The sequence below is a fragment of the Prevotella sp. P3-92 genome (genome assembly GCF_002251205.1).
Classification (GTDB): domain Bacteria; phylum Bacteroidota; class Bacteroidia; order Bacteroidales; family Bacteroidaceae; genus Prevotella.
The window spans coordinates 135,907-161,746 of sequence record NZ_NPJE01000065.1 but is presented as its reverse complement, the minus strand read 5'-3'; the positions used below and the strand labels follow the sequence as shown (position 1 = coordinate 161,746).

The 25,840-nt window shown below is 45.1% G+C and carries 15 protein-coding genes; 9 read left to right on the top strand and 6 right to left on the bottom strand.

All coding sequences use genetic code 11. The features are described 5' to 3' along the window. Position 1 precedes the first annotated feature (1 nt). From CIK93_RS12325 to kdsA, 4 genes are read right to left on the bottom strand one after another with little or no spacing between them, the layout of a single operon-like run. Positions 2 to 1,261: a phosphatidylserine/phosphatidylglycerophosphate/cardiolipin synthase family protein gene (locus CIK93_RS12325; RefSeq protein WP_094447523.1), complete on the bottom strand. Its 1,260-nt coding sequence runs from the start codon at positions 1,259 to 1,261 to the stop codon at positions 2 to 4. A 39-nt stretch (positions 1,262 to 1,300) separates the two neighbouring features. Then, on the bottom strand, positions 1,301 to 5,053 hold the full coding sequence (locus tag CIK93_RS12320; protein ID WP_094447522.1) for a two-component regulator propeller domain-containing protein: 3,753 nt from the start codon (positions 5,051 to 5,053) through the stop codon (positions 1,301 to 1,303). A 15-nt stretch (positions 5,054 to 5,068) separates the two neighbouring features. Continuing rightward, entirely contained in the window at positions 5,069 to 6,016 is a 948-nt protein-coding gene (locus CIK93_RS12315; RefSeq protein WP_094436358.1) for an SIS domain-containing protein, read from the bottom strand. A 17-nt stretch (positions 6,017 to 6,033) separates the two neighbouring features. Further along, positions 6,034 to 6,795 carry a 3-deoxy-8-phosphooctulonate synthase gene (gene kdsA, locus CIK93_RS12310; RefSeq protein ID WP_094389622.1) on the bottom strand — a complete coding sequence of 254 codons (762 nt, stop codon included), beginning with the start codon at positions 6,793 to 6,795 and terminating at the stop codon, positions 6,034 to 6,036. Between the two features lie 239 nt (positions 6,796 to 7,034). Here kdsA and CIK93_RS12305 point away from each other — a divergent pair, with 239 nt between their 5' ends. After that, positions 7,035 to 7,601: an outer membrane beta-barrel protein gene (locus tag CIK93_RS12305; protein WP_094389621.1), complete on the top strand. Its 567-nt coding sequence runs from the start codon at positions 7,035 to 7,037 to the stop codon at positions 7,599 to 7,601. Between the two features lie 86 nt (positions 7,602 to 7,687). On the opposite strand, the gene CIK93_RS12300 is transcribed toward CIK93_RS12305, so the two are convergent. After that, positions 7,688 to 10,015, bottom strand: coding sequence for a mechanosensitive ion channel family protein (locus CIK93_RS12300; RefSeq protein ID WP_094447521.1), 2,328 nt, complete (start codon positions 10,013 to 10,015; stop codon positions 7,688 to 7,690). Between the two features lie 230 nt (positions 10,016 to 10,245). On the opposite strand from CIK93_RS12300, the gene CIK93_RS12295 reads away from it, so the two are divergent. The 5 genes from CIK93_RS12295 to CIK93_RS12275 all read left to right on the top strand — a co-directional run bounded on the left by CIK93_RS12295 (position 10,246) and on the right by CIK93_RS12275 (position 17,066). Continuing rightward, positions 10,246 to 11,118, top strand: coding sequence for an ATPase (locus tag CIK93_RS12295; RefSeq protein WP_254046800.1), 873 nt, complete (start codon positions 10,246 to 10,248; stop codon positions 11,116 to 11,118). Positions 11,119 to 12,102: 984 nt separating this feature from the next. Then, a complete protein-coding gene (locus CIK93_RS12290) occupies positions 12,103 to 13,584 on the top strand; it encodes a cellulase family glycosylhydrolase (RefSeq protein ID WP_094447519.1) in 1,482 nt (493 codons plus the stop codon). Between the two features lie 294 nt (positions 13,585 to 13,878). Then, on the top strand, positions 13,879 to 15,150 hold the full coding sequence (locus CIK93_RS12285; protein ID WP_254046584.1) for a cellulase family glycosylhydrolase: 1,272 nt from the start codon (positions 13,879 to 13,881) through the stop codon (positions 15,148 to 15,150). Between the two features lie 140 nt (positions 15,151 to 15,290). Beyond that, a complete protein-coding gene (locus CIK93_RS12280) occupies positions 15,291 to 16,853 on the top strand; it encodes a cellulase family glycosylhydrolase (RefSeq protein WP_254046799.1) in 1,563 nt (520 codons plus the stop codon). Positions 16,854 to 16,880: 27 nt separating this feature from the next. Further along, complete coding sequence (locus tag CIK93_RS12275; protein ID WP_094447517.1) at positions 16,881 to 17,066, top strand: hypothetical protein; 186 nt, start codon at positions 16,881 to 16,883, stop codon at positions 17,064 to 17,066. A gap of 646 nt (positions 17,067 to 17,712) precedes the next feature. On the opposite strand, the gene CIK93_RS12270 is transcribed toward CIK93_RS12275, so the two are convergent. Next, positions 17,713 to 18,876, bottom strand: coding sequence for a glycoside hydrolase family 26 protein (locus CIK93_RS12270; protein ID WP_254046349.1), 1,164 nt, complete (start codon positions 18,874 to 18,876; stop codon positions 17,713 to 17,715). A gap of 499 nt (positions 18,877 to 19,375) precedes the next feature. On the opposite strand from CIK93_RS12270, the gene CIK93_RS12265 reads away from it, so the two are divergent. The 3 genes from CIK93_RS12265 to CIK93_RS12255 are packed head-to-tail and all read left to right on the top strand — an operon-like array spanning position 19,376 to position 25,818. Beyond that, positions 19,376 to 22,660, top strand: coding sequence for a TonB-dependent receptor (locus CIK93_RS12265; protein ID WP_094447516.1), 3,285 nt, complete (start codon positions 19,376 to 19,378; stop codon positions 22,658 to 22,660). Positions 22,661 to 22,682: 22 nt separating this feature from the next. Beyond that, positions 22,683 to 24,455 (top strand): RagB/SusD family nutrient uptake outer membrane protein, encoded by a 1,773-nt coding sequence (locus CIK93_RS12260; protein WP_094435786.1) that lies wholly within the window; start codon positions 22,683 to 22,685, stop codon positions 24,453 to 24,455. 40 nt (positions 24,456 to 24,495) lie between these two features. Beyond that, positions 24,496 to 25,818 carry a glycan-binding surface protein gene (locus tag CIK93_RS12255; protein WP_094390718.1) on the top strand — a complete coding sequence of 441 codons (1,323 nt, stop codon included), beginning with the start codon at positions 24,496 to 24,498 and terminating at the stop codon, positions 25,816 to 25,818. Positions 25,819 to 25,840: the final 22 nt, after the last annotated feature.

Genomic DNA, 25,840 nt, shown 5'->3' with positions numbered 1-25,840 from the left:
GTTAGAGTAGTGGAGCTAAGAGATGGGCAAACTTACCAACGAATCTCTGCCATGGGGTACGGAATTGTTTCCATGTTGTTGGAGTTAGCAAGAAACTCTTTTTTGTATCGCGTATAAACATCTCATCAAGTTCGCGTGTGGTACAACGATCTACAATGACTGCATTCTCTTCAAAGTCACATTTCAAACTTCTGGCATCGAGATTGGTACTACCTACCGTGCAGTAACGTCCGTCAACCATCATGATTTTAGAATGGTGGAAACCGGGTTTATACATCCATACAGTGGCACCACGCTTCATCAGTTTATGTGCCTGATAGTAGGCACAGTCTGGTGTAAGGGGAATGTCACTTTTCGCTGACTGTATGATTTCAACCTTTACACCTCTGCGGATAGCACGTGTCAAGGCCCTTGTCACCTTGGGAATGAGTGTGAAGTAGGGATTGATAATCTTGATAGAATCTTGTGCCTGATTGATGGCATTAATATAAAAGGTACGCATAATTGCTGGCGTACGATAGGGCTCGCGGTTGATAATAGCTACTGTCTTTCGGCCTGCTGTTGCTGTCGTATCGGGCTTGAGTCCTGCAAATTTTGTGTCTGTACCGCCACGATAGTATTTTGCGCCATGTACATTTTCGCCAGTAGTACGGTTCCATATTCTGATAAATATGGCTTGCAGTTCGTTGACGGCATCGCCTTCTATTCTACAGTGCATATCGCGCCATTCCCCTACTTGTTTCGTACCTTTTATATAATAGTCTGCCACATTCATTCCACCTGTATAAGCCACTTTACCATCGATAACTACAATTTTTCGATGGTCGCGACCGAAGATATGGTTAATCCAAGGGAAGCGGATAGGGGAGTATTCTACGATATTGATACTGTCGGCACGCAATTTCTTAAGGTGACGTTTGCGTAGCGGCTGGTTATTGGAGTCGTTGCCGAATCCATCGAACATGGCTCTTACTTCTACACCTTCGCGGCGTTTCTCTCTGAGAATATCAAAGAGTAACGATGCGATACTGTCGTTGCGGAAGTTGAAATACTCCAGGTGGATGCTGCTTTTTGCTTGTCGGATAGCTTTGAACATATCGTCGAATTTCTCCTGTCCCGACATGAGTAGTGTTACACTATTGTCGTGAGAGAAGCGTATTCCGTTTGCTTTGAGTGTACGAACAATCAGCGAGTCGCTCGTTTGAGCACTCGCTGATAGTGATAGTAGGAAAAACAGGGTTAGAACCTTATGTTGTAACATGTTTGTTTTCTTGCTGCTTGCTGGATTGTTTTGTTACTATTACTTGCTGTGTTTCATTCGGTACTCCAGTGGAGTCATGCCATACTTGGATTGGAAGATATTGATAAAGTTTTCGGCAGTCATGAATCCGATGTTGATAGCCAGCTCATTGAGGTTGAGGTTGGTATTGACCAGCAGTGTGCAGGCATGTTTCAGTCGAATTTCGCGAACCAGTTCGGCAGGTGTCTTGGTTGTGATATTGCGTATCTTATGGAAGAAAGGTACACGTCCCATACCCATCGCCGAAGCCATCTCTTCTACGCTGATTTGTCCGCGGCTCATATTTTGCAGTACATATTGTTCCACATTTCTCATGAGTTGTTGGTCCATGATGCTACTCATAGAGTAGTCGCCGATAGTACCGTCCCCATAGTATTGACGTGCAATTTCCTTGCCGCTCTGTACGGGTTTGTCTTCTTGCTTCTGCTCTTGCTCGTCAGTTGTTGACGGCTCAGGAGTTGTAGCTTCTTCATCAATCGGCTTTCTACTGGGTTTGCTGGTCAACGTAGCTGTTGTCATGCTGGAGTTCTGACTCTCCAGTCGGCGTGTTTCATAGCCTTCGATAGTGTCGTGATCTACCAGAGCGGCACCCAGTCCGAGTAGTACGTTGAAACGTGAGACAGCCTCTTGTACGTTAAACGGTTTAGCAATATAATCGTCAGCCGAGAGCGTGATATTATTGTTGTTCATATCTTCCTGAGACATCACTTGATCTGTCAATAGTACGAATTTGATGCGCTCGGTACGTGGATTACTCTTCAACTGGTTGCAGAGCATACTACCTGTCATATAGTTCATGTCATCTTTGCAGACAATGAGGTCAGGGTGCAATGCTTCCACTTCAGCCCGTGCTTTCTTAATATCATCATAGAGATGTAGATGGTAAATTTCGCGCAGATGGGCTTTGAGGAACGACAAAAACTCGTGGTTATCATCGATTATCATCACGTGAATATCCTGTTGAGTGGTAGTTTCGATGCGTATAGGCTTGATATCTGCCGTCAGTGCAGGAGCTTCTACTTGCGACAAATCGAGACTACCTCTTGCACCCAACTCCAGTCTGTCATGGGTTTTGTTCTCGGCTTTTTCTTCCGGATGCTCCAGTGTTGATTGCATTTCTGAGATACGGGTGATGACCTGTAGCATTTGGAAGTGGAGAGAGTTGAGTTGTTCTTTTCCTTCAAGAGAGTGTTCCTGTTCAGAAAGATTCCCGATGATTGTTGTCATTCTGGCCATAGGTTGGCGTAGGTCATCACTTGCCAGTTTTATTTCTTCACGCTGTCGTTTCAGTTCGTCTATAACGGTGCGTTTGTGGAGCATCAGTGTTCTCATCTTCTTGAATCCATATCGCCAAGTGCATAGTATGATGATGGCGATGACAACGTAGATGGTGAGCATCCACCATGACAACCACCATGGGCGGTCGATAACAATTTCGAGGGTACGTTCTTTATTGCTGACAGCACCATTGGCGCTTACTGCTTTAACGTGAAGGGTGTATGTTCCACTGCTGAGATTGCGGAATTTCACACCGTGAAGCAGTGCATCGCCGTTGCGCCAGTAGTTGTCGCGTCCTTCCATCCAGTACATGAACTGCAGGCGCTCGCCTTGGTTGTAGTTACCTGCAGCGAATTTGATGGTGAAGTTGTTTTGACCATTCTTCAGTTCAATGCGCCCGCTCTCGTTGAGAGCTTGTACGAGAATCACATGTCCATCGTATTCATGACCTATCTGTATTTCCTCTTCTCCTACAAAGAGCTGTGTGAGCATCACTTTTGGTAAACGTTCCTGGTCGTTCTTGCCCGATTGTCTTGCCCAGTTCACTCCATAGAGACCTCCGAAGAGCACATTTCCGTCTGCTTTAGTGAGTATGGCACCCATATTAAACTCATTGCTTTGCAGTCCGTCGCTGGTATTGTAGTTGTAGAGACCATAGTTGAATGTACCATTTTCATGGTTACGCTGCACTACGATACGGCTAATACCATTGCTTGTGGTCACCCATAGGTTGCGGTTTTTATCTTCTGTAATACCGCATATAGAGTTGTTGCAGAGTCCGTTCTTCTCTGTGAGATAGTTGAGCGTGTCGTTTTCCAAGTTCAGAATATTCAAACCTTCGCGTGTTCCAACCCAGATCAATCCTCTTGAGTCTTCGTATACCTGTGTGATATAGTTGTTGGTAAACGTTTTTAGATTTGATTTGTTTCCTGTCAGCACGGTTTTGTCACGTGTAGAGAGGTTCAATACGATAAGACCTTCTGCCGTTCCTGCCAGCATTGTGTTGTTTTTCCCGTAGAACAGACAGGTCACATTGTTGGTGTTGAGCATACCATTTTCACGTGTATATGAGGAGAAGGTATTCATCTGTGGGTTGAACACCTGCAGTCCACCGTTGGTTGCAATCCATACGTTGCCGAACTTATCGCTGGTTAGTGCATTGACATGGTCATCGATCAGCGTCTTTGCACTATCACGGGCAACAGAGAAGAGCTTAGCATATCCATCTTTGATGCGAGTCAGTCCGTTCTGTCGTGAACCCACCCAAAGGCTTCCGTCAGAGGTTGTTGTCATGCACGAAACCTTCTGGCTGGCAAGAGTTCCCTCGTAGCCTATTATACCATGGTCACTTGTACCAAACCATATGCGACCGCTGTTGTCCTGTGCGATGGCAGTGATATCGCCATTGAAATTGCTTTGGAATTTATAGATGTTGTCGCCGTAGAATGCTACACCCGATTTCTCTGTTCCCACCCAAAGCAGGTCAGTATCATCCACGTATAGGCTTTGTATGCCGATAGTTTCCTGTTGTGTGCGTGCATCGATACCGTTGGTGGGACGTACAGGTTCCATGATTTGTGCTTCAGTATTTGTTCTGATGAGTCCCATACGGTCTGTACCTATCCATATATTTCCAGCTTTGTCGCCCACTATGCCATTGACGCTGTGATCCACCGATACACCAGTGAGTCCCAGTTGATTGCCTATGGTAGTATCCCAAGTGTTAGAGGTTTTATTGTAGCGCATCAGTGTGCCTTGTCCGTAGAGCCATATCACATCGTTTTTGTCAGCAAAGACTTTGAGTGAAGAGGTATGGCGCAGATGTTGTTGAGCAATAAAGTCAGTCTGCCATACGGTATGCTGTTGGTGCATTACGTCGCAGCAAACCAGTCGTCCATCGTTGTACACGATGACTGCGCCATCTCGACATTCACCGATTGAACATATAGTTCCCTGTGGCACGCCGTGTGCGTCGTTGGTATAACCAAATTCATAGAGCAATTGTTGTTGCATGTTATAGGCTACCACACCTTTGTTTGGAATGGCAGCCCACAGGTTTTTGTGTCTATCGAAATATACCACGGTGGGTTGTCCTTCAATGCCCATAGCGGTATAAACCTGTTTCATATCTCGTTCGAATGTTTCTGTTTGTGGGTGATAGACGCAGAATCCAGTGAGGGTTTGCACCCAGATGTTACCGTCCAATGCTTCCTGCAGACTGATGATATAGCTGTCGGGTAGTGATGAACCATCCTGTGAGTTGCTCTGAAAACTCTTAAAGGTATAGCCATCGTAGCGGTATAGCCCCGCAGGTGTTCCCATCCATACATATCCTCTTGAGTCTTTAAGTATGCAGTTAATCTGACTACTGGTCAGTCCGTTGCGCACATCAAGCGTTTTAAACAAATAGATGCCGGCTGCTGCGATTGGCATGGCCAGCATGAGGATGATTAATAGTTTTTTCAGCACTTTCATTGTCAGTATCTGTTATTACAATACGCAAGCATAACGGTCAACGACTCCCAAAAGTTGGTTTTGTTCATTGACCACGAGCACGTTATGTATTTTGTTTTGATTCATTATTTTCTGTACTTCAGAGATTTTGGCTTGTGGCGAAACCTTCTTTGGCGTACGTGTCATGATGTCTGCTACAGTGCGGTCGAAGAATTCGGCCTGCCATCTTTCCATGGCGCGTCGAATGTCACCATCGGTGATAAGTCCGGCAATTTGTCCATCTACGATAGCTATTCCCAGTCCGAGTTTACCTTTGCTTACCAGTATAATGGCATCGCCCAAATGCATATCGGGTGATAGGATAGGGAGTTTTTCGGTAATCATCACATCTTGTGCAGTGGTCAGTAATCGCTTGCCGAGTTCGCCACCGGGATGGAATTGTGCAAAGTCTTGTGGTCGGAAATGGCGTTTTTCCATCAGTGCCACAGCCAGTGCATCGCCCATAACAAGTGTTGCCGTTGTGCTGCTGGTAGGTGCGAGATTGAGTGGACAAGCCTCTTTTTTTACTGCGACATTGAGGTGACAGGTGGAGTATTTTGCAAGTAATGACGTTGGGTTACCGCTCATTCCTATGATAGGAATCTCCATGTGGAGTACCATTGGTATGAAGCGTAGCAGTTCGTCGGTCTGTCCTGAATTGGAAATGGCGAGTACCACATCACCTTTCGACATGACGCCAAGGTCGCCATGATATACATCGAGTGGATTGATGAAAAACGACGGTGTGCCTGTAGATGCCAGCGTGGCAGCAATCTTTGCACCGATGTGTCCGCTTTTGCCAACACCGGTGACAATCACTTTTCCATGGCAGTCGTAGATGAGTTCTACGGCTTTGTCGAAGTTGTCATCCAGTTGTGGTATCATGTCGAGCACAGCCTGTGCCTCGTCTTTAATACATTGTATGGCGTATTCTCTTGTTGTCATTGCTCGTTTGGTTGTTGTTAGTCGTTTTTCAGAAGTTTTGTTATCAGTTCTTCCAGACGGTCTAGTTCCAGCATATTGGCAGCATCGCTCAGTCCGTTGTCTGGGTCTGGATGTACTTCAAAGAACCATCCTGTGGCTCCGAAGGCTTTTGCCGCCATAGCCATCTGTGGTACGAAACGTCTGTCACCGCCGGTTTTTCCGTTTGCACCGCCTGGGCGTTGTACGCTATGTGTGCAGTCCATGATGACGTTGGGAACGATCTCCAGCATGTCGGGTATGTTTCTGAAATCCACTACCAGATTATTGTATCCCATCATGTTGCCACGCTCTGTGAGCCATACGTCTGTAGCCCCGGCCTCGCGTGCTTTCTCTACGGGATAGCGCATGTCCTGTCCGCTTAGGAACTGCGCTTTTTTGATATTGACGATACGCCCGGTCTGTGCAGCTGCTACGAGAAGGTCTGTTTGCCTACAGAGGAATGCCGGTATCTGTATTATATCTACCACTTCGCCTGTCGGTTTGGCTTGCCATGCTTCGTGTATATCGGTAAGTAGGCGTAGGCCATATTTGGTTTTTACATCTGCCAGCATCTGCAGTCCACGGTCAATACCCGGTCCACGGAAAGAGTGGATCGATGTGCGGTTCGCTTTGTCGAACGAAGCTTTGAAAATAATGTCGGTGCCCAATCGGTTGTTGATGTCCACCAGTTTTTTAGCCACAGTATCGAGTAGTTCGGCTGACTCGATAACGCAAGGCCCTGCAATGAATGTTGCTTTCATGTTGTCCTGTATGTTTTAAGACGCAAAGTTAAGCAAATTATTTTATATTTATATTACGTGGCAAAGTTAAGCAAAAAAACGCGGATAATCTTATTTTGTGTCAACAAAATGATTGCCACACTCGAAAAAAAGCAAAATATGCTATTTTTATAGTGAGAATCCCTATATTTGCAACAGATTTTATTCTCGGAGGTTGGTTTTCCCATCCTTCAATTGTTAAACTTCAAAACAACAAAACAATGAAAAAATGTTTCATGACTCTCGTAGCTCTTGTAGTGGCTACAGTGGCAAGTGCCCAGGTTTATGTGGGTGGTAGTGTTGGATTTATTGGTAGTTCACACGATGGAACAACCAAGAACAACTTCCAAATTCTGCCGGAACTTGGTTTCAAACTTGAGGATAACATTGCCGTAGGTATCGTTCTTGGCTATGCACAGGACGAAGTGTCTGTTGAAAAGACAGTAGCAGGATCTACAGTTACTGTTTCTCAGAAGGACAAGCAGTTTCGTATCAGCCCTTATTTGCGCTATACCGCTCTGAAATTTAAGTGTGTTGATGTATTTGTTGATGCTGGTCTCGACTATATCCACTCTGATAATGGTAGTGTGAAGAACAATACTTTCGGTCTTGGTGTACGTCCCGGAGTAGCAGTTAATCTGAACGATAAACTGAGCTTTGTTACCCATTTCGGTTGGTTGGGTTATCAGAATTCAAAGGATGATTACGATGGTGCCAAAGCTACTAACACATATGGTGTAGCTCTTGACGGCAACAATCTGACTTTCGGTCTCTACTATAATTTTTAAAGTATAGCGACAGTTAATACGTTACAATGATCATTCGCCCGGCAATTCCATCGGAACTGCCTGGCGAACTGTATTCTGTATGAGTATTAGTTGTTGTGCAGATGTATATCTTGTTGTGGAAATGGAATCTCGATGCCGTTGGCATTGAGCGTGTCGTAGATGGTTTTGAGCACATCGCTTGTCACATGTGAACGCTTGGTAGCTTCCGACCATACGAATATTTTGAGGTTGATACTTGAGTCAGCCAGTTCGCCCACAACCGATTTTGCTGTCTTGGTAGGGTCAGTCCATTGGTGGTGCATATTGTTGACAGCCGTGTCAACCAGTTCCATCACTTGTTGCAAGTTACTTCCGTATGCCACCCCATAGTGTATAGTTGTCAGTATATACCCATGGTTGCGAGTCAGATTCTTGTAGTTTTTTGAGAACAACTGTGAGTTTTGGAAGGTAATCACCTCACCATATACCGATTCAACAATGGTCGATGTATAGTTGATGGTAGTCACTTTTCCCATGGTTCCATCCACTTCAATCCAATCGCCTACTTTGATGCGTCCTGTCATGAGAGAAATACCGTAGTAGATATTTTCGATGATGTCTTTCGATGCAAATCCGATACCCGTTGACAGTCCGCCTGTCACTACCATCAGCCATTCGAGCGACACACCGAGTACGCTCATCGTGATGAGGAACCATGCGCCCCATACCAAAACCTGTGTTACATTCTTTCCCATTACTTCTCGGCTTGCTGCTGTCGATGGGTCAGAACTGCGGTAATGCATGCGTAGAAACTGCAGTACAGTAGTACAAATGTACGAGAATAGGAACCACAGACTGATGACAAATGCCAGCGATACGATGCTGAGTTTCAGATTGCTGAGGTCAACAAACTTGGCATAGAATATCTTCCAGCATAGGTCTGTCAGGTTGAATACATCTGCAGCCCAATAGAAACTGATCATGACCGATATTACCCCCAGCACAGGCAGTAAGACCTGATAGAGTAGGTCGTAAGCCCATGTTTTGGAGATGGGCATCTCTTCGTAGTGGTGCTTGATACCATAAATTTTAAGGTATTGCAACGCACAGGTGATGGTGAGGATACATGTGAGCTGCATCGTCCACCAGATGAGCAATTGCACGGCAAATAGGGTGTAGCCTATCCATGAGCATACCACAGATGTGATAAATACCGCTTGTGTGATATAGGTGTAGAACATGTCCGATTTCGGAATGTTCTTGTTGTGGCGTCTGATCACGCTCCATTGCCACAGGGCGCTGAGCACGAGGATGGGTGGGAATATCAGATTGACGAGTTCGTTAGGTATCAGAATGATACGGAATACGATGACCAGGAAACTTACAGCTAAAAGTGGTGTATAGATGCGGAAGGCGCTCTTAATCTGACTGCCATTGACACGTAGCAAGAGTGAGATAAGGATGGCACCCATCAACCATGCAAAATTGACCAACAGTCCGCATGCCATGATGAAGAAATGCTGCTGTGATACAGTTAGCATGATGGCGAGAATGAGGCCGAAAGTCACCGTGGTGGTGGCCATGGTGATACAGGCTTGTTTTTTTAGAAACTCCTTGGTGCGGAATCGCTTCGGCACTACATAGTGGATAACCACATAGTTGAGTAGTGTAGCGATGATGGCATAGATGAGGATAGAAACAAGCAGTCCCACAATCCATCGGCTATCCCATTGCGATTTGGCATTTGGTTGGTATTTCTTTGTGACCGTCTGCATGGTGGTAGTCCATTGTTGCGGCCAATTGGCAAGAATGGAAATATAGCTGTCTCCACCATTGCGGAAGATGCTGGTTTGTATGTCGTTGTATCGTTTCTGTGCATAGTCGTTGAGATAGGCGAGCCGCTTCTCCGTCATGTCGTAGAAGGTGATGTATTCTTTCATTGTTCCACGACTTTCTTCCAAATTGTTGCGAATGTTGGTGGCGAGGGTGAGACACACGCTTCGGTCGGTTTTTGCATGGTCGTCGAGCATCATTACAGGCATAGATCGAAGTGACACGATGAGTGAATCGTAGCGTGCTATGTTGCTATTAAGCTTGTTTATCCACGTGTTAAAAGGCAACTGTTGCTGCCTAAACTCATGATACTGTTCGGTGGCTTCATGGCAAGCATAGGTCAAGTCAAATACATAATCCTGTTTTTGCGAGTAGAGCATCAGTGCATTTTGGTTTGACCGCTCCATGGTTGCAAATAGTTGGTCGCGCACTTTCTTGTTTTGCGTTTTGCTCAACTCCAACCGTTCTGTCAGCTCACGATGAAAGTCAGTGAGCTCTGATCGCAGGATATGTAGGGTCTGTGGAAGGTCTTTCTCTTTCAGCACAGCATGGCTGGCGAGCGTGATGGTCAGTGCGATGAGCACCGTCAGTATTCTTTTCATATTCAATCGGATGGTTCTGTATTGGGTAATTATTGGCGCAAAGTTACAAAGAAAAGTTGAGACGATAAAGCGAATGAAGAAGTTTAACGCTATTCTGCCTACAAAAATTCGTAAACATCCAATGAGATCCTTCCGGATAGTGGTTTATTTTTCCTTTTTAACTTCATTATTTCTTTGTTTCGTATGATTATCACAAAAGTTTTGTACCTTTGCAAGGAAATATAAGAACTATGCCGATGACCACCTCATATTCACATTGCCAACTCATTGCCGACAGTGGCAGTACCAAAACCGACTGGGCACTGCTGGCTGGCGAAACCCTTGTCTGCCAATGTCAGACGCAAGGTATCAATCCTTTTCATCAGTCTGCTGAAGTCATAGATCGCGTGTTGCGTGAGGAGCTTCTTCCGTCGCTTCCGCCAGACGCTACGGTTGGTCATGTGGCTTTCTATGGTAGCGGTTTGCGTCCCGAATTGCAACCGATGATGCGTCAACTGCTTATGTCGGCATTTTTACATGCCGATGTGCAGGCAGAAGGCGATTTGCTGGGGGCAGCACGTGCGGTATGTGGTCGTGCAGAAGGTATTGCCTGTATCCTTGGTACAGGAGCCAATTCTGGTCTGTACGATGGACAAAATATTGTGATGAACACTCCGCCGTTGGGCTATATTCTTGGCGATGAGGGTAGTGGGGCAGTGCTCGGTCGGCAGTTTCTCAACCTTATATTTAAGGAGTCTGCTCAATCCGCCTTGCGCGAAGCGTTTCTTTCTGAGTTTCATTTGACGATGGCTGACGTTATCGATCGTGTCTATCGCCAACCTTTAGCTAATCGATGGTTGGCATCATTGTCACCATTTATTCATCGAAACCTTGATAGAGATGGTGTACGCAGCATGGTGATTGATAATTTCAGGCAGTTCTTTCGTCGTAATCTGACAGCGTATCAAAGACAAGATTTGCCTGTCGGATTTGTTGGAAGTATGGCTTTCTACTATCGTAGCGAGTTGGAAGTGGCTGCTGAGGCTGAAGGTTACTGTGTTGGCACAGTTTTGAAAAGTCCGTTGGAGGGATTGATTGCTTATCATCAGGCAGAAAACTTCTGATGTCTGCCGTTGTCGCATACATAATTTTCAGTTTTCAGATTTTTATCGAACATCGAACATCTTGTTTGCGTAACATCCAATCAAACAGTTGGTTATATCGGTGCTTGAAGGCTGAAATGCCGAATTGTCGAACACCCATCGAACATCGTTGTCTAAAGATATAATCATCCGCTTATGTGCATTGGTTTATGTGTAGATGGGCGATAGCCCCAGCCTGCATAGTATTTTCAGCTCTTTTCTAATGCCTGATAAAAATATTATCCAACGTTTGATAAAAGTGTTATCCAACGTTTGGTAAAAGTGTTATCCAACGTTTGATAAAGGTATTATCCAACGTTTGGTAAAAGTGTTATCCAACGTTTGATAAAAGTATTTTCCAACGTTGACACAAGTGTTATTCAACGTTTGACACAAGTGTTTTTCAACGTTTGGCAAAGGTATGATCTAACGTTTGACAAAGGTATTGCAATGTAGGAAAACAATCTGGCTAAATAGTCAGAATGCTATAAACGTATTCATTTTGTGTGAAATCCGTTTACAGATTACTACCGAAAAGTGAAATGTTCACCATCTCGCTTTTCTACCATCTTGAAGGCACATAATGGTCGAATCTTCCAAAAATGGGCAGATTGGTGGTCGATTGGTGGTCATAAATTTTTATCAAGAATTATATAAGTAGATGAGTCACAGTGCTTAAGAAACATGTTGTGGTCGATGGTAGCAAAAATAAAATGTCGCGTGCACGTGTGCGCGAGAAGAAACAATTGTTACTCTGTGAAAAAATACATTACATTGAAAACTATATGCGTATAGGTAGATGCTCTGCTGTGCCGATACTATTATTAGCATCAGAGTTATTTCGCCTTAATATATTTTAAATAGGAAAAGCTTGGCAGTTGACGCAAAAATGAGTATATTTGCAGGCGCTAAATGAAATAGCGAAAGACTTACACCCGATTATTCACAAACAAAAAACATATTATTATGAAAAAAGTATTGTGCCTCTTGGCATTTTTTGGAATCATACTCTCTGTCGCAGCTTGTGGTGGTGACGATTCCAAAGACCCTGCACCTGCGGGAACAGCTCCTAAAGCAATCTCAGTAACTCCCGCAAATGGAACGAAAGATGTTGCTCTTGGCAATGTTCACGTGAAGGTGGTTTATAGCACACCGTCAAAGCGCGTAATAGGAGCCGATGACATCAAAATCACCGGAACTACGTCAACTCCAGCAAATTTGAAATTCTCAGTGGCAACACTCGAATTCGATTTGGATTGTCAGGAAGAAGGCGCGACCATTGGTGTGAACATTCCTCAAGGTTATGTAGTATCTAATAATGGTGCGAAACCATCTGAACCAGTATCTTTCAGCTTTACCATGTTTAAAAAGCCAGACCTTGGCAGCGACGAATATGAGTCGGCTTCGGTTGCTGTGAAGAATATGATAGCCGGATGGAATCTTGGTAATACACTCGATGCATGGGCTGAAGGTTCAACAGGTTTGAATCAAGAAACCTGTTGGGGACAACCCAAGACCGAGGCTTTCCTGATGAAGAAGATGAAGGAAAAAGGATTTACCGCAATCCGCGTTCCTGTGACTTGGAAAGACCACATGGATAGTGCAGGCAATGTGGATGAGGCATGGATGAACCGTGTGGCAGAAGTGGTCAACTATGTGTTGGATAACGATATGTATTGTATTCTCAACGTGCACCACGATACTGGAGCAGACAAAACCGCATGGTTGAAAGCCGATGGCACTACCTATGCAGCGTCTAATGCTAAGTTTAAGTATCTCTGGAAACAGATTGCCGACCATTTCAAAAACTATAGTGAAAAACTCGTTTTTGAAGGATACAACGAGATGTTGACAGGTAGTGACGCTACAGCCCAATGGAACACACCAAACAATGAAGCCAACCTCGACTATATCAATAAGTATGCGCAAGACTTTGTAGATGCAGTACGCTCTACTGGTGGCAAAAATAAATATCGCAACCTCATTGTGACTACTTATGCCGCATCACCTATAGAGAAGAATCTGCAGAAACTCGTAATACCCACTGATCCCTGCGGTAATCAGAGCCACCTCGCCGTTGAGGTACATACCTATGCTCCTTATGATTGGGTGAATACCTATAATAAACACTGGACTGCCGAGTGTACGAGAGAAATCACCAACATGTTTGCACTACTCAAGAAGTATATCATGGACCAAGGCTATCCTGTAGTAATAGGTGAATATGGTTCAAACGGTAAGGGAGAAGTCACCATCAACAAGAACTCTACCCATGAGGAAAAACTCGAAGCCGGCAAACAAGCTTCGGATATGACTACCCTTTGCAAACAGTATAATGCAGCAGCCTTCTACTGGAATGGCATAGTGGAAGGAAACGATCGTAAGGAATCAAGCTTCAAATGGAGCATGGAAGAAGTGGCTGACGCTATAGTCAACGCAGCCAAATAATCATACGCATAGCGTTTCTCTGAAATAAAAGAGGTGGGGCTGGGGCCATGACGGGCTCTATGCCCCACCTTTGTTGAATACCAATCTATATCATAGACGATTTTAAGGTGCATTTATAACGCTAGATAACAAAATGTTATAGCACGCAAAGAAATAATGGTGATTTGTTGTGTGAGATGTTAAAAATATGATAAATATCACAAAATATATTTGTGGGTTTCAAAAATAATTCCTATCTTTGCATTCGCTGAAACCAATAACTTCGTAATGAGAAAACTATTATCCCTTTTTGTAATGGCTATTGCATTATGTGCCTGCAAACAGCAAGCGCAAGAATCACAGTATATTAGCGTTGAAAACGGACACTTCATGCGTAATGGTAAACCATACTATTACGTAGGAACCAACTTCTGGTATGGTGCTATCCTCGGTAGCGAAGGACAAGGAGGTGACCGCGACCGTCTCGTCAAGGAACTCGACGAGATGAAACGCATGGGTATCGACAATCTTCGCATCCTCGTAGGTAGCGATGGTGAGCGTGGTGTGACGACCAAGGTGGAACCAACACTGCAGGAAGCACCTGGCGTTTATAACGATACAATTCTTGCAGGCCTCGACTATCTGTTGATGGAGATGGGTAAGCGCGATATGGTAGCTGTGCTCTATCTGAACAATTCATGGGAATGGAGTGGGGGATATAGCTTCTATCTGCAACATGCCGGTGCAGGAAAAGCTCCACGTCCTAACGAAGAAGGATATCCAGCTTATATGAATTTTGTGGCACAGTATGCCAGCAATACCAAAGCCCACGAACTCTTCTACGATTACGTGCGCTTTATCCTCGGACGCACCAACCGTTATACAGGTAAAAAATATACAGAAGATCCTGCTATCATGTCGTGGCAGATAGGCAATGAGCCTCGCGCCTTTGCTAAAGAACAACTGCCTGCCTTTGAGAAGTGGCTTGCTGAGGCTTCTGCACTGATCCGTTCTATAGATAAAAACCACCTGATCAGTATAGGTAGCGAAGGCTCATGGGGATGCGAAAACGACTATGACTGCTATGAGCGCATTTGTGCTGATAAGAATATAGACTATTGCAACGTGCACCTATGGCCTTATAACTGGGGATGGGCAAAGCCCGACTCACTCATCGAAAACCTCGACCGAGCATGTCAGAATACCAAAGAGTATATAGACAAGCATCTCGCCATCTGCGATAAGTTGGGCAAACCGCTTGTTATGGAAGAGTTTGGCTATCCCCGCGATGGTATGAAATATGACCTCGGCACCCCAACTAAGGGACGCGATGGCTATTATAAATATGTGTTCTCGCTTGTGGCAGATAATGCCGAGAGCGGCGGAAAATTTGCAGGATGCAACTTCTGGGGATGGGGAGGATTTGCCAAACCGCTACACGAACAATGGGTGGTGGGCGATCCCTACACCAACGATCCTGCACAAGAGGCACAAGGCCTCAACTCAGTCTTTGCCGGCGATACCACTACCTTGCAAGTGGTCAAGGAACAAGTGGATCGTATGGCTAAGGTAAAAAACAAGCCTTAAGGATGGGACTTCTCCACCTCTAAACCTTGATAATCATGCCCCAATAGCCTTAAAAAAAGACAAGGTGATGCTTGGTTGTCTCGCGGAAAATAAGTAATTAGTGCAACACTAAAAATACCTAACGATTGGGAAATAAAACTATGAAAAAACTTACAAATTATCTGATGAAGGTCGGAATGTGCCTGTTGGGTTCGGTGGCTTTTGTTGCTTGTGGCGATGATGATCCGGATGATGGCCCTGCCGTAGAGGGATTAACCGTAACCCCAACCTCACTGTCGTTTACTAAAGATGGCGGTCAGAAGTCTATTAGTGCACGTGCCGGTCAGAATGTTACAGCTTCAAGTGATGCTGCATGGTGTGTGGTGACTATTGGTGAGAAAACTCCTACGCTGAAGGTCACTCCTGTCAATGTAACTGTTGAAGCCAATACCACTACCGAACAGCGTACTGCTACAATTACCGTAAAAGCCGGTGCAGAGAGCAAAACCGTAAGTGTTACACAGGAGAAGGGTGAGACTAAGCCTGATTCTAAGCCCGATCCTTCTGGCAATATCAAATATGATGCCAAGCAAGTGGCAAAGTTGATGTATCCAGGATGGAATCTCGGCAATACCATGGAGGCTGGCAGCAATACTAATTCATGGAAGAGCGTTGGAGTTTCTACAGAGACAGCATGGCAGAAAACTAAAACTACCAAGGAACTCATCAATTTCATAAAGGCGCAAGGTTTCAAGAGTGTGCGCATCCCCTGTGCATGGGTGATGGGACATATTACCGATACCAACAACTGCACCATCGATCCACAATGGATGGCACGCGTTAAGGAAATTGTTAGCTATTGTGTTGATGCTGATCTCTACGTAGTACTCAACCAGCACTGGGATGGCGGTTGGCTGGAGCACGACGGATTCACAGCGAATGCTGACGTAGCACTCAAGAAACAACAACTTACCAAGATCTGGACACAGATTGCAGAGGCTTTCAAAGACTATGACGACCATGTTATCTTTGCTGGTCTCAACGAGCCTGGTGTCGGTGGAGCCTATCAGGACAACGGCAAGAATATTGCTGACGATAAGTTGGCAAGCCGTTTGGCTGAATATGAGCAGGCCTTTATCGATGCTGTGCGTGCCACAGGCGGTAATAACGAATATCGCGTATTGGTGGTTCAAGGTCCAGAAACCAATATCGACAAGACGGTAAAGAACAACTATTATTCTAAGTTGAACGACAAGCATACCGGTCGTTTGATGATGGAAGTTCACTTCTATGATCCCTATCAGTTCACAATGATGAACAAAGATGAGAGTTGGGGAAAAATGTGGTACTATTGGGGTAAAGGCAATACCGGTTCGGATGCCAATCGCAATGCCAACAGCAATTATACTGAGAACTATGTCAAAAACCAGATGGCGAAGCTGAAGACTGCGTTTGTTGACAACGGCATTCCAGTAATCATCGGAGAGTTTGGAGCCAACCAGCGTTTCGCCATCGGACAAGATCCTATCCATGATGCATCTATCAAGGCTTGGTATGCTGCTGTGACAAGTTATGCAATCAACAACGGTTGTATTCCTTATGCATGGGATGTAAATACTGGCAATGGCATGAGTATTATCGATCGTTCAAACATCAAAGTATTTAATACCAATATGATGACAGGTGTCACCGAAGGTGTCGCTGCTGCAAAGTGGCCGTATTGATAGCATTTGTAATAATCGATAAATGATATGAGCAAACGAATTCTCTTTATCCTCGTAGTACTTGCACTTGTATGGAGTACTATGGCCGACGTGCAGGCTAAGAGCAAGAAGGAAGGGCGTTTTAGCGGACAAACTGCCAAGCAGGTGGCTTCGCAGATGTGGCTACCAAGCAGAAACAGTATAGCCACCGCGCTTACTGAGCAGACACACTGACTATACTCAGCCATTGTGCTGATCATACAAGCAAATACACTGAATTTATAGCAAATTCAGTGTATTTGTTTTAGGTATGGTTTCTTTGATGTGATATAAACCTTCATAATCAGATGTGCTCTCTTGGAAAAATGTTTACTTGTGTATTGCGCAGTGATTGTTACAATATTACAGTATTACAGTATTACAGTTTTCGAAAAGCAAAAAAATATGGATTTATAGCCTGTTTACCGCTTGAAAATCATAAAAATCTATTCGTTGAGCATCAAAAATCGTTTTTGAAAACTGTAATACTGTAATACTGTAATGGCGTAACGACTTTAGTTTTGGTATGGTTTTATTACATAGTGTTGTCGCTTTGCGTCGCTATTGTCCCATAATTCCATTTATTCATGTGTGTGATGAGTCCCGAATGAATCCCGAATGAGTCCCGAATGAATCCCGAATGAATCCCAAATGAGTCCCAAGTAAATCCCAATCAATATACGAGCGGAATAGGATAATGATGGGAGATACTACGGTCAGAAAAGGAACCTACCGCAGAAGTGAGATAGTAAGTTTAATCAAAAGAAAAAACAAAACCATCGCATGGGACAGAATTGAACCATACGATGGCTTTGTTGCAGAGGGACGTATGAAAGTCGCCTTATTCTTTCTTTTTCACAAAGTAGATGTTGTTCACATCGCTACGCATCAGCACATGTTTGTTGTTGACGAACGTCACGAAATCGGTAGTGGAAATCTGACCGGGGAACGGAGCAAAGTAATGCTGTGGGTTGTCGTAAGCATTGCGCCATACCAGTACGTAGCAGATGGGGTGCTTGTCGAGCACCGGTTGTAATGTCTTGGTCCACCAGTCTGCAGTCTTTATTCCCTCGTAGCCGGTTTCAGTAAGAGCAGCAGCCTTGTGGTGTTTCTTGGCAACGGCACATACTGTGGCAAGGTTCTTATCCAACTGTGCAGCATAACCGGCAATCTTTACGGTGTCAGCCTCAGGTGAGGAGCAGTAACAGTCCAGTCCCATGACATCTATGATGTCGTCGCCAGGATAGCGTTCCAGATATTTGGATTCATTGCCATCCATTTCTGTGCCAGGTGAATAAGCATAGAGTGCATTTACCACTCCTTTGTCTTTCAGTCGGTCGGTGGTCATTTTCCACAACGCTTTATACTGTGCAGCGGTGCAATGTTCCTGTCCCCACCAGAACCATGAACCGGTATGCTCATGCCATGGGCGGAAGATAACCGGTACTTTCACGCCGTATGGTGTTTCCAGTGAGTTGAGGAAGTCAGCCACTTTATCAATCCATCCTAAGAACATCTCATGCTTCTGTCCACCTTCCAATACCGAAGCCACAGTCTTGGTTTCGACGTTCTTCAGTGAGTCGGCAACCCATGCAGTACCACCAGAGAGCGGATTGTTCAGATGCCACGATAATGTAATTACGCCACCACGGTTGAAATGGGTGAAGATTTCTTGGCGCATGCGATCAAAGGGAACACCGTCGAGATTGACCGAGTCGCCCAGTTCAATATGTCCAAGGTCGAAACTCAACAGCCCCGGATAATCGTTGCATACGCTATGTATATCGGATCGGGCAGAGTCCCCTTTCCATCCGATACCATAGACGGTATCGTCATGGTGTCCGAACATATAGACGCCACTGTCACCATACGCCATCAGATTGGTCAGCAGATTCTCCGTGCGCTGTGTACGACCTGAGTCTGCTAAGGGGTCGCTTGCCTTCTTGGGTCCGCATGCTGACAGAATCAGTGCAGATGCCAACGTCATCAATAGATATTTCTTCATTTTATGATAGTTTGGGTTTTGAGCGCAAAAGTACGCATAATCTTCCAACTGACCAAATATCGTGTGTGAAAAATAGTATTATTTATAAGATATGTTTTTGCAGCTGTCGAAAACCACTTAAAGTGTAAATTGTGTAATTATATAGTGGTAAAAATACACTTATTAGTTGTGCGCCTTAACACTGTGCAATCGTTTGTTAATTATTTGGTGTTTTTTAACATAGTGGTGAAATAGTATTATATTTAAGCATTATAATATTATCAAATCTCGTTTTTATATGCTAATTTTGCAACGTGATTTGATATCACTACCGTACATTGAAAACTTAAAGAAATAAAAAATAAATATTAAATATCCTAAAATAATTACAGCAGAAAGACCAAAATGATACTCCAGCGTATGCGGGTCCGGTGGACTTGGCTACGACAAGAGAATATGATTCTCAACAATTTACTAACACGATGTTAATTCATTTTTATTAAAGAAAATACCTAAAAGTATGAATCAAAAAATCAGAAAGACTGCGCTGTTGATGGGTGCGTGCTCACTGTTGGGCGCGTATTCGCCAGTTATGGCTGCTCATGCCGAAGCATCGGTACAGGCAGTTCAACAGTCCAAGAAGATCACGGGTACTGTTAGCGATGCTATGGGTCCTGTGATTGGTGCAAGTGTAGTGGTGAAAGGCACATCGAATGGTGTTGCTACCGATTTCGACGGTAAATTCTCACTCAACGTTAACCCAGGTCAGACCCTCGTCATTTCCTACATCGGTTACATTACCAAGGAAGTGAAGGTTGACAGCAAAACCTCTTATAGCATTACGCTGGAGGAAGACAAAAAAATGCTTGATGAAGTCGTAGTCGTTGGTTACGGTACGATGAAGAAAAGCGACCTTGCCGGTGCTTCGTTTACCATGGACGAAAAAGCACTTAAGAATGCAAATGTTACCAATATCGACCAGGCTTTTGCCGGTCGTGTTACTGGTGTGACCGCCGTACAGACTTCAGGTGCTCCTGGTTCTGCCTCTTCTATTCGCGTGCGTGGTCAAGCTACCATTAACGCCGGTGCAGAACCTCTATATGTTGTTGACGGTGTGATCTTCCAGTCAGGAGGTCAGTCTGGTGCCGACTACGGATTGGGCGATAAGCTCGGTAACGGTTCGGTTTCAACCATTTCGCCATTGTCAACCATCAACCCCAGCGATATCGTAAGCATGGAAGTGTTGAAGGATGCTTCTGCAACCGCCATCTATGGTGCCCAAGGTGCCAACGGTGTTGTGCTCATCACAACCAAGCGTGGTAAAGCCGGTGAAGCTAAGTTCACCTATGATGGTTCTACCACATGGTCACGTCAGACCAAACGCCTTGACATGATGAACCTCCGCGAGTTTGCAGAGTATTACAACGACCTTGTTGCTCAGGGAGAAATCACAAAGGCAGACCCTGCATATTCTGATCCTTCAGTACTCGGTAAGGGTACCAACTGGCAGGATGCTGTGTTCCGCACTGCTTTCCAGCACCAGCATCAGATTGGTGCTCAGGGTGGTACTGATAAGATGAAGTACTATGTCAGCGCTGGTTACATGAACCAGGAAGGAACTATCATCGGTTCTGACTTTAAGCGTATTTCACTTCGTGCCAATATCGACGCCCAGCTGAAGACATGGTTGAAGATGGGTGTTAACGTTGCCTACAGCCAGACCGATGAAGATCTGTTGAAAGCTGACGGTGAAGAGGGTATTATCATGTATTCGCTGACCACACCTCCTGATATTCAGATTTATAATATCGATGGCGGATACTCATCAGTGAGCAAAGAGGGATTCACCAGCCCCAACCCAATCGCTATGGCGCTGCTCAACGATATTACTTTGAAACGTCAGAAACTGAATGGTAACATCTTCTTCGATGTAACACCTATTAAGAACGTGACCTGGCATACTGAATTTGGTTGGGATCTCGGATGGACTCATGGTGAGACTTTCAACCCCACTATGCATCTCGGAAACTACAACGTAGAGCAGAACGAGGCACGTTCACAGAAGAACTCCAACACCTACTGGACCTTCAAGAACTATCTGACCTATAATGGTTCTATCGGCAAACATAGCTTCACCGCCATGGTCGGTCAGGAAGCATGGGAGTCGAAGTATGACTACCTATCTGTATTCAACACCGCTCTTCCCAGCGATGTTGTACACAATCCATCTCTTGGTACAGGTGATCCTCAGATTGGTAGCGGATTCGGTTCTACTGCCATGGCTTCATTCTTCACTCGTGAAACCTATAACTACGATGACCGTTACCTCGCTACTTACACCTATCGTTACGACGGTTCTTCAAACTTCGGTCCTAACAAGCGTTGGGCAGGCTTCCACTCTTTGGCTACTGCATGGCGCTTCACCAACGAGAAGTTTATGAAGGATGTGAAATGGCTGTCCAATGGTAAGCTTCGTCTCGGTTGGGGTCAGACCGGTAACTCAAATATCGGTGGTTACAAATGGGGATCTGCCATGTCAGTAATGGAAACAGGTCTCGGCACCAGCTATCGTCCTGCTAACATCAAGAACTTGGACATCAAATGGGAAACTCAGGAACAGTGGAACATCGGTCTTGACCTCGGTTTCTTCAACAACCGCGTCAACCTCGTTGTCGATTATTATAACAAGAAGTCTTCAGACATGCTGATGCAGCTGATTCTTCCTTCATTCATGGGAACATCAGGTAACGGTTCTTCAGCACTTGCTGCACCTTACGGAAACTATGGTGACATCGAGAACAAAGGTCTTGAAATCGCCCTCAATACCCGTCCTATCGAAACCAAGAACTTCTCTTGGGGTTCAGACTTCCAGATTTCTTTCAACAAGAACAAACTGAAGAGTCTCTCTAACTCAACCGCTCTCCTTGGTTATGGACAGTGGACTGACGTCGTTGCACGTTCAGTAGTTGGCGAATCACTCTACAACTTCTATGGTTATGAGGTTGAAGGCGTTTATACTTCGTTTGAAGATTTGCTCAACTCACCTGTTAACACCCTGCAGTCAAACAACCCTGTTACTGTAGAACGTGACGAAAACGGTAATGTGACCAAGGCTGAATGGAGCACCGATCCTACCAAGTATAACTCACGCAACACCACATTCGTAGGTGATATTAAATATAAAGATGTGAACCATGACGGTGTTATCGACGAAAAGGATAAGACAAATATCGGTTCTCCGCTGCCCGACTTCACCTTTGGTTGGAACAATACATTCCACTACAAGCAGTGGGATCTGACCGTATTCATCAATGGTTCTGTAGGCAACAAGGTCGGTAACTACAACAAGATGAAGCTTACTCACATGAACTCTGCATGGACCAACCAGCTGACCGACGTCAACGGTCGTGTTCGTCTGACTCCTGCCGATGGCGTTTATGCCGATGGTTGGTACAACAACATTGCTAATGTGGTTGCTACAGGAAACGGTGGTTACCCACGCGCTTCTATCAACGACCCGAACGACAACGACGCTTGGAGCTCACGCTTCATTCAGGACGGTTCATACCTTCGCCTGAAGAACATCAGCCTCAGCTATACCTTCGATAAGAAACTCGTAGGTAAGATTGGACTCGAAAACGTTCGTGCCACTATCTCTGCTACCAACCTCTTCACTATCACCGGTTACGACGGTTACGATCCTGAAGTTGGTGCTTCTACTACCAGTGCCAATGTGTTTGGTCTTGATAATGGTCGTTATCCTTCACCAACATCATGGACCTTCGGTCTTAATGTTTCATTCTGATAACTCCTAAACAGAACACAATATGAATTTTAATATATCTTTGAAAAATGTTTTGGGAATCGGTGCTTTGATCACCGCATCGTTCCTGACAACCTCTTGTGAGGACTTCCTCGATCGTCCTACGGAGGATAACTACAACACCGAAAACTTCTATGGTTCTGATAAAGCATGTATTGCCGGTGTGAACTATCTCTACAACTCTCCCTGGTATGACTTCCAACGTGGTTTCATCAAGGTGGGTGAGGTGTTCTCTGGCAATATGTACTGGGGAAATTCTCCTTACCTCAACTTCTCAGTAAACGGTACTGACCAGGACCTCGTCAATATGTCATATTCACTGTGGGCTGAGATTGGTCACTGCTCAACAGTATATGAGTCTCTGAAAGGTGCCTCTGCTTCACAGGAAGTAAAGAACCAGTGCATGGGAGAGTGTCTGACATGGAAAGCCATGGCTTACTTCTACCTCGTTCGTACCTTCGGCGATGTCCCCATCATTCACGACAACTCTGCCATGTTGGCATCTGGCAAATACAATGAATTGTCGAAAGTGGAGAAAGCTGACGTCTATGAGTATATCATCCTTACTTTGGAGAAGGCTATGGAGCTGTTGCCCAAATCATCTGATCCAGGTCGTATCGACTACTACTGCGCAGAAGGTCTTCTGTCAAAGGTTTATCTGACCAAGGCTGGTGTGAGTGGTTCGCTCAACAACGAAGACTTGCAGAAAGCTGCAGACTATGCAAAAGACGTGATCGATAACTCCGGTCGTAAACTCATGGACAACTATGAAGACATCTTCCGTGGTTCCAACAACACTTGCCCTGAAAGCTTGATTGCTTGGCGTTGGACTGTTGGTGCACACTGGACTAGCCAGAACACATTGCAATCTGACCTTGGTATCGAAGGCATGTGTGAGGTTGGTTCTGTATGGGGAGGCTGGGGTGGTCCTTCTACCGACCTGATGGAAGCTTTCGGTGTCATCAAGATTGATGGCACAGGCAAGGATTCTCGTCTGGTAGAGTGGCAGAGCCCGGCAAGCCGTGCCGATATCGACACCCGTCGTAAGGCTACCATGATGATTGCTGGCGATAAGTACGCTTATTTCTGGCGCGACAAGGGTGGTTTCGACTATCTTAAATTCATCTATGACAAGTCATACAATGCTTCTGCAACAGAGCAGCTCGAAGGTCCTTGCGGTTCTAACAACGTGAAGCATCTCTACGGTGATGCAGCAGACCACCAGGCTGAAATGGGTATTGCCGACGGACGTATGGCATCAGCTCTTGCAACCCATATTCTCCGCCTCTCTGATGTATATCTCATCCACGCTGAGGCTATGACGCTGCTGGGTCGTGGCAGTGAGCAATCAGCTCTTGATGCTTTCAATGCTGTTCATCAGCGTGCTATTCCTACTGCCGTTGCCGTTACTTCGCTCAACTTCGACATGATCTGGAAGGAGCGTCGTCTGGAGTTTGCTGGTGAAGGCGACCGTTGGTATGATTTCGTACGTCGTGCATACTATGATGTAAACAGCTGTATTGCCGAACTTAAGGCTCAGCACCGTAACCGTCTCTGGAACTGCGATCCTTTGTATAAGGCATACTACAAGTCTGGTACATGGAACCTCACCACTACCGACGGACAGGTTGAATATGACTATGATACAGAAGTTCCCAATGTGACAGCCAACAGCTTCACACTGCCATTCCCATCAGAGGACGTTGCTCTGAACCCGAATTTGGCTACTGGATCTCCAAGTGTACATGTTGACATCCGTGCAACCTATTCTTATTAATGTGTAATTTAAGAAACAGAAAGATATTATGAAAAGAAATATGAAACGGTTTCTCCTTGCAATTGGCGTTGTGACCCTGGGTTTGGGTTTCACCGCTTGTGAAGATGAGCCAGATAAATTCGAACTGACCGATGGTAATCCTACGATCAGTTATATCCGCCCACAGGATGTTGCCGCAAAGGACTCTTTGCTGACTTCGGCATACACCGGTTCGGGTATCTGTATTGTCGGTAACAACCTGACCAGCATCAAGGAAATGTATTTCAATGATGTGAAGGCTGTGCTCAACACCAGTTATATCACAGACCATACCATGTTGGTAACTATTCCAAACCAGATTCCTGCCAGCAACACTGGTAAGATCTATATGGTCAACAAGAGTCAGGATACCACTACATACGATTTCAAGGTGATGGTGCCAGAACCTGCTGTAACTTCAATGAAGTGTGAATATGTTCACGTAGGTGAATTGGCTCAGATCAACGGTCAGTACTTTGTAGATGACCCCAACCAGCCACTGACTCTGACCTTCACAGGTATCGACAACTCAATGAATCTTGAAGTTCCTCGTGAGAATATCAAGAAGATTACTCAGTCTTCTATCTCATTCATCGTTCCAGAGGGAGCAAAAGAAGGTCGCATCAAGGTTTCTACCATTTACGGTGAAGGAAATTCATCATTCTATTATGCTGACAGCCGTAACATCATTACCGACTTTGACGGTCCTAACAATGCAGGTCCTAAGGGTGTTATACCTCAGGGATGGAACATTGATGCTAAATACTCTACCGAAGGTGGTATTAGCGGTGCTTACTGTCAGTTAGGTCCTGTTGAAACAGAAGGTGGATGGGTTGAAGGATTGAAACTCCCATTCTGGTGTGGTAACTGGAACGGAGATCCTATGAGCATCAAGGAAGGTGCCGGTGTGCCTCTGCGCAACATCATCGACTTCTCTGACTGGGAGAATATGTCGTTCAAGTTTGAGCTTTACATCCCATCAAGCAATCCTTGGTCTGCCGGTGCACTCCAGATTCTCTTTGTGAACAATAAGCTCTGTGCTAACGACTCTTGGCAGAACAATACTTACATCCATACTTCTGCTGATGGTGGTAAGGACCTGCCTCGTGCACTCTACAATCCTTGGAAGTCAACTGGTTCGTTCGATACTGGCGATGAGTGGATCACAGTAACTATTCCTCTCACCGAGTTCGTTTATAACGACGATGGTACCAAAGCTCCGTCTCCAATGAGCATCTCAAGTTTCGATAGCTTCATCATGTGGCCTATCAACGGTGGTGTTCAGGGCACGAAGTGTACCCCGATCTTCCGTTACGACAACCTCCGTGTGGTTCCTAACAAATAACACATCAATAACTAAAAGGATA

What these genes read in the sequence shown, in the direction of transcription:
- CIK93_RS12295 (WP_254046800.1), top strand. Translation starts at nt 10,246, where the DNA reads ATGCCGATGACCACCTCATATTCACATTGCCAACTCATTGCCGACAGT.
- CIK93_RS12325 (WP_094447523.1), bottom strand. Translation starts at nt 1,261, where the DNA reads ATGTTACAACATAAGGTTCTAACCCTGTTTTTCCTACTATCACTATCA.
- CIK93_RS12320 (WP_094447522.1), bottom strand. Translation starts at nt 5,053, where the DNA reads ATGAAAGTGCTGAAAAAACTATTAATCATCCTCATGCTGGCCATGCCA.
- CIK93_RS12280 (WP_254046799.1), top strand. Translation starts at nt 15,291, where the DNA reads ATGAAAAAACTTACAAATTATCTGATGAAGGTCGGAATGTGCCTGTTG.
- CIK93_RS12270 (WP_254046349.1), bottom strand. Translation starts at nt 18,876, where the DNA reads ATGAAGAAATATCTATTGATGACGTTGGCATCTGCACTGATTCTGTCA.
- CIK93_RS12290 (WP_094447519.1), top strand. Translation starts at nt 12,103, where the DNA reads ATGAAAAAAGTATTGTGCCTCTTGGCATTTTTTGGAATCATACTCTCT.
- CIK93_RS12300 (WP_094447521.1), bottom strand. Translation starts at nt 10,015, where the DNA reads ATGAAAAGAATACTGACGGTGCTCATCGCACTGACCATCACGCTCGCC.
- CIK93_RS12285 (WP_254046584.1), top strand. Translation starts at nt 13,879, where the DNA reads ATGGCTATTGCATTATGTGCCTGCAAACAGCAAGCGCAAGAATCACAG.
- CIK93_RS12255 (WP_094390718.1), top strand. Translation starts at nt 24,496, where the DNA reads ATGAAACGGTTTCTCCTTGCAATTGGCGTTGTGACCCTGGGTTTGGGT.
- CIK93_RS12260 (WP_094435786.1), top strand. Translation starts at nt 22,683, where the DNA reads ATGAATTTTAATATATCTTTGAAAAATGTTTTGGGAATCGGTGCTTTG.
- CIK93_RS12315 (WP_094436358.1), bottom strand. Translation starts at nt 6,016, where the DNA reads ATGACAACAAGAGAATACGCCATACAATGTATTAAAGACGAGGCACAG.
- CIK93_RS12265 (WP_094447516.1), top strand. Translation starts at nt 19,376, where the DNA reads ATGAATCAAAAAATCAGAAAGACTGCGCTGTTGATGGGTGCGTGCTCA.
- CIK93_RS12275 (WP_094447517.1), top strand. Translation starts at nt 16,881, where the DNA reads ATGAGCAAACGAATTCTCTTTATCCTCGTAGTACTTGCACTTGTATGG.
- kdsA (WP_094389622.1), bottom strand. Translation starts at nt 6,795, where the DNA reads ATGAAAGCAACATTCATTGCAGGGCCTTGCGTTATCGAGTCAGCCGAA.
- CIK93_RS12305 (WP_094389621.1), top strand. Translation starts at nt 7,035, where the DNA reads ATGAAAAAATGTTTCATGACTCTCGTAGCTCTTGTAGTGGCTACAGTG.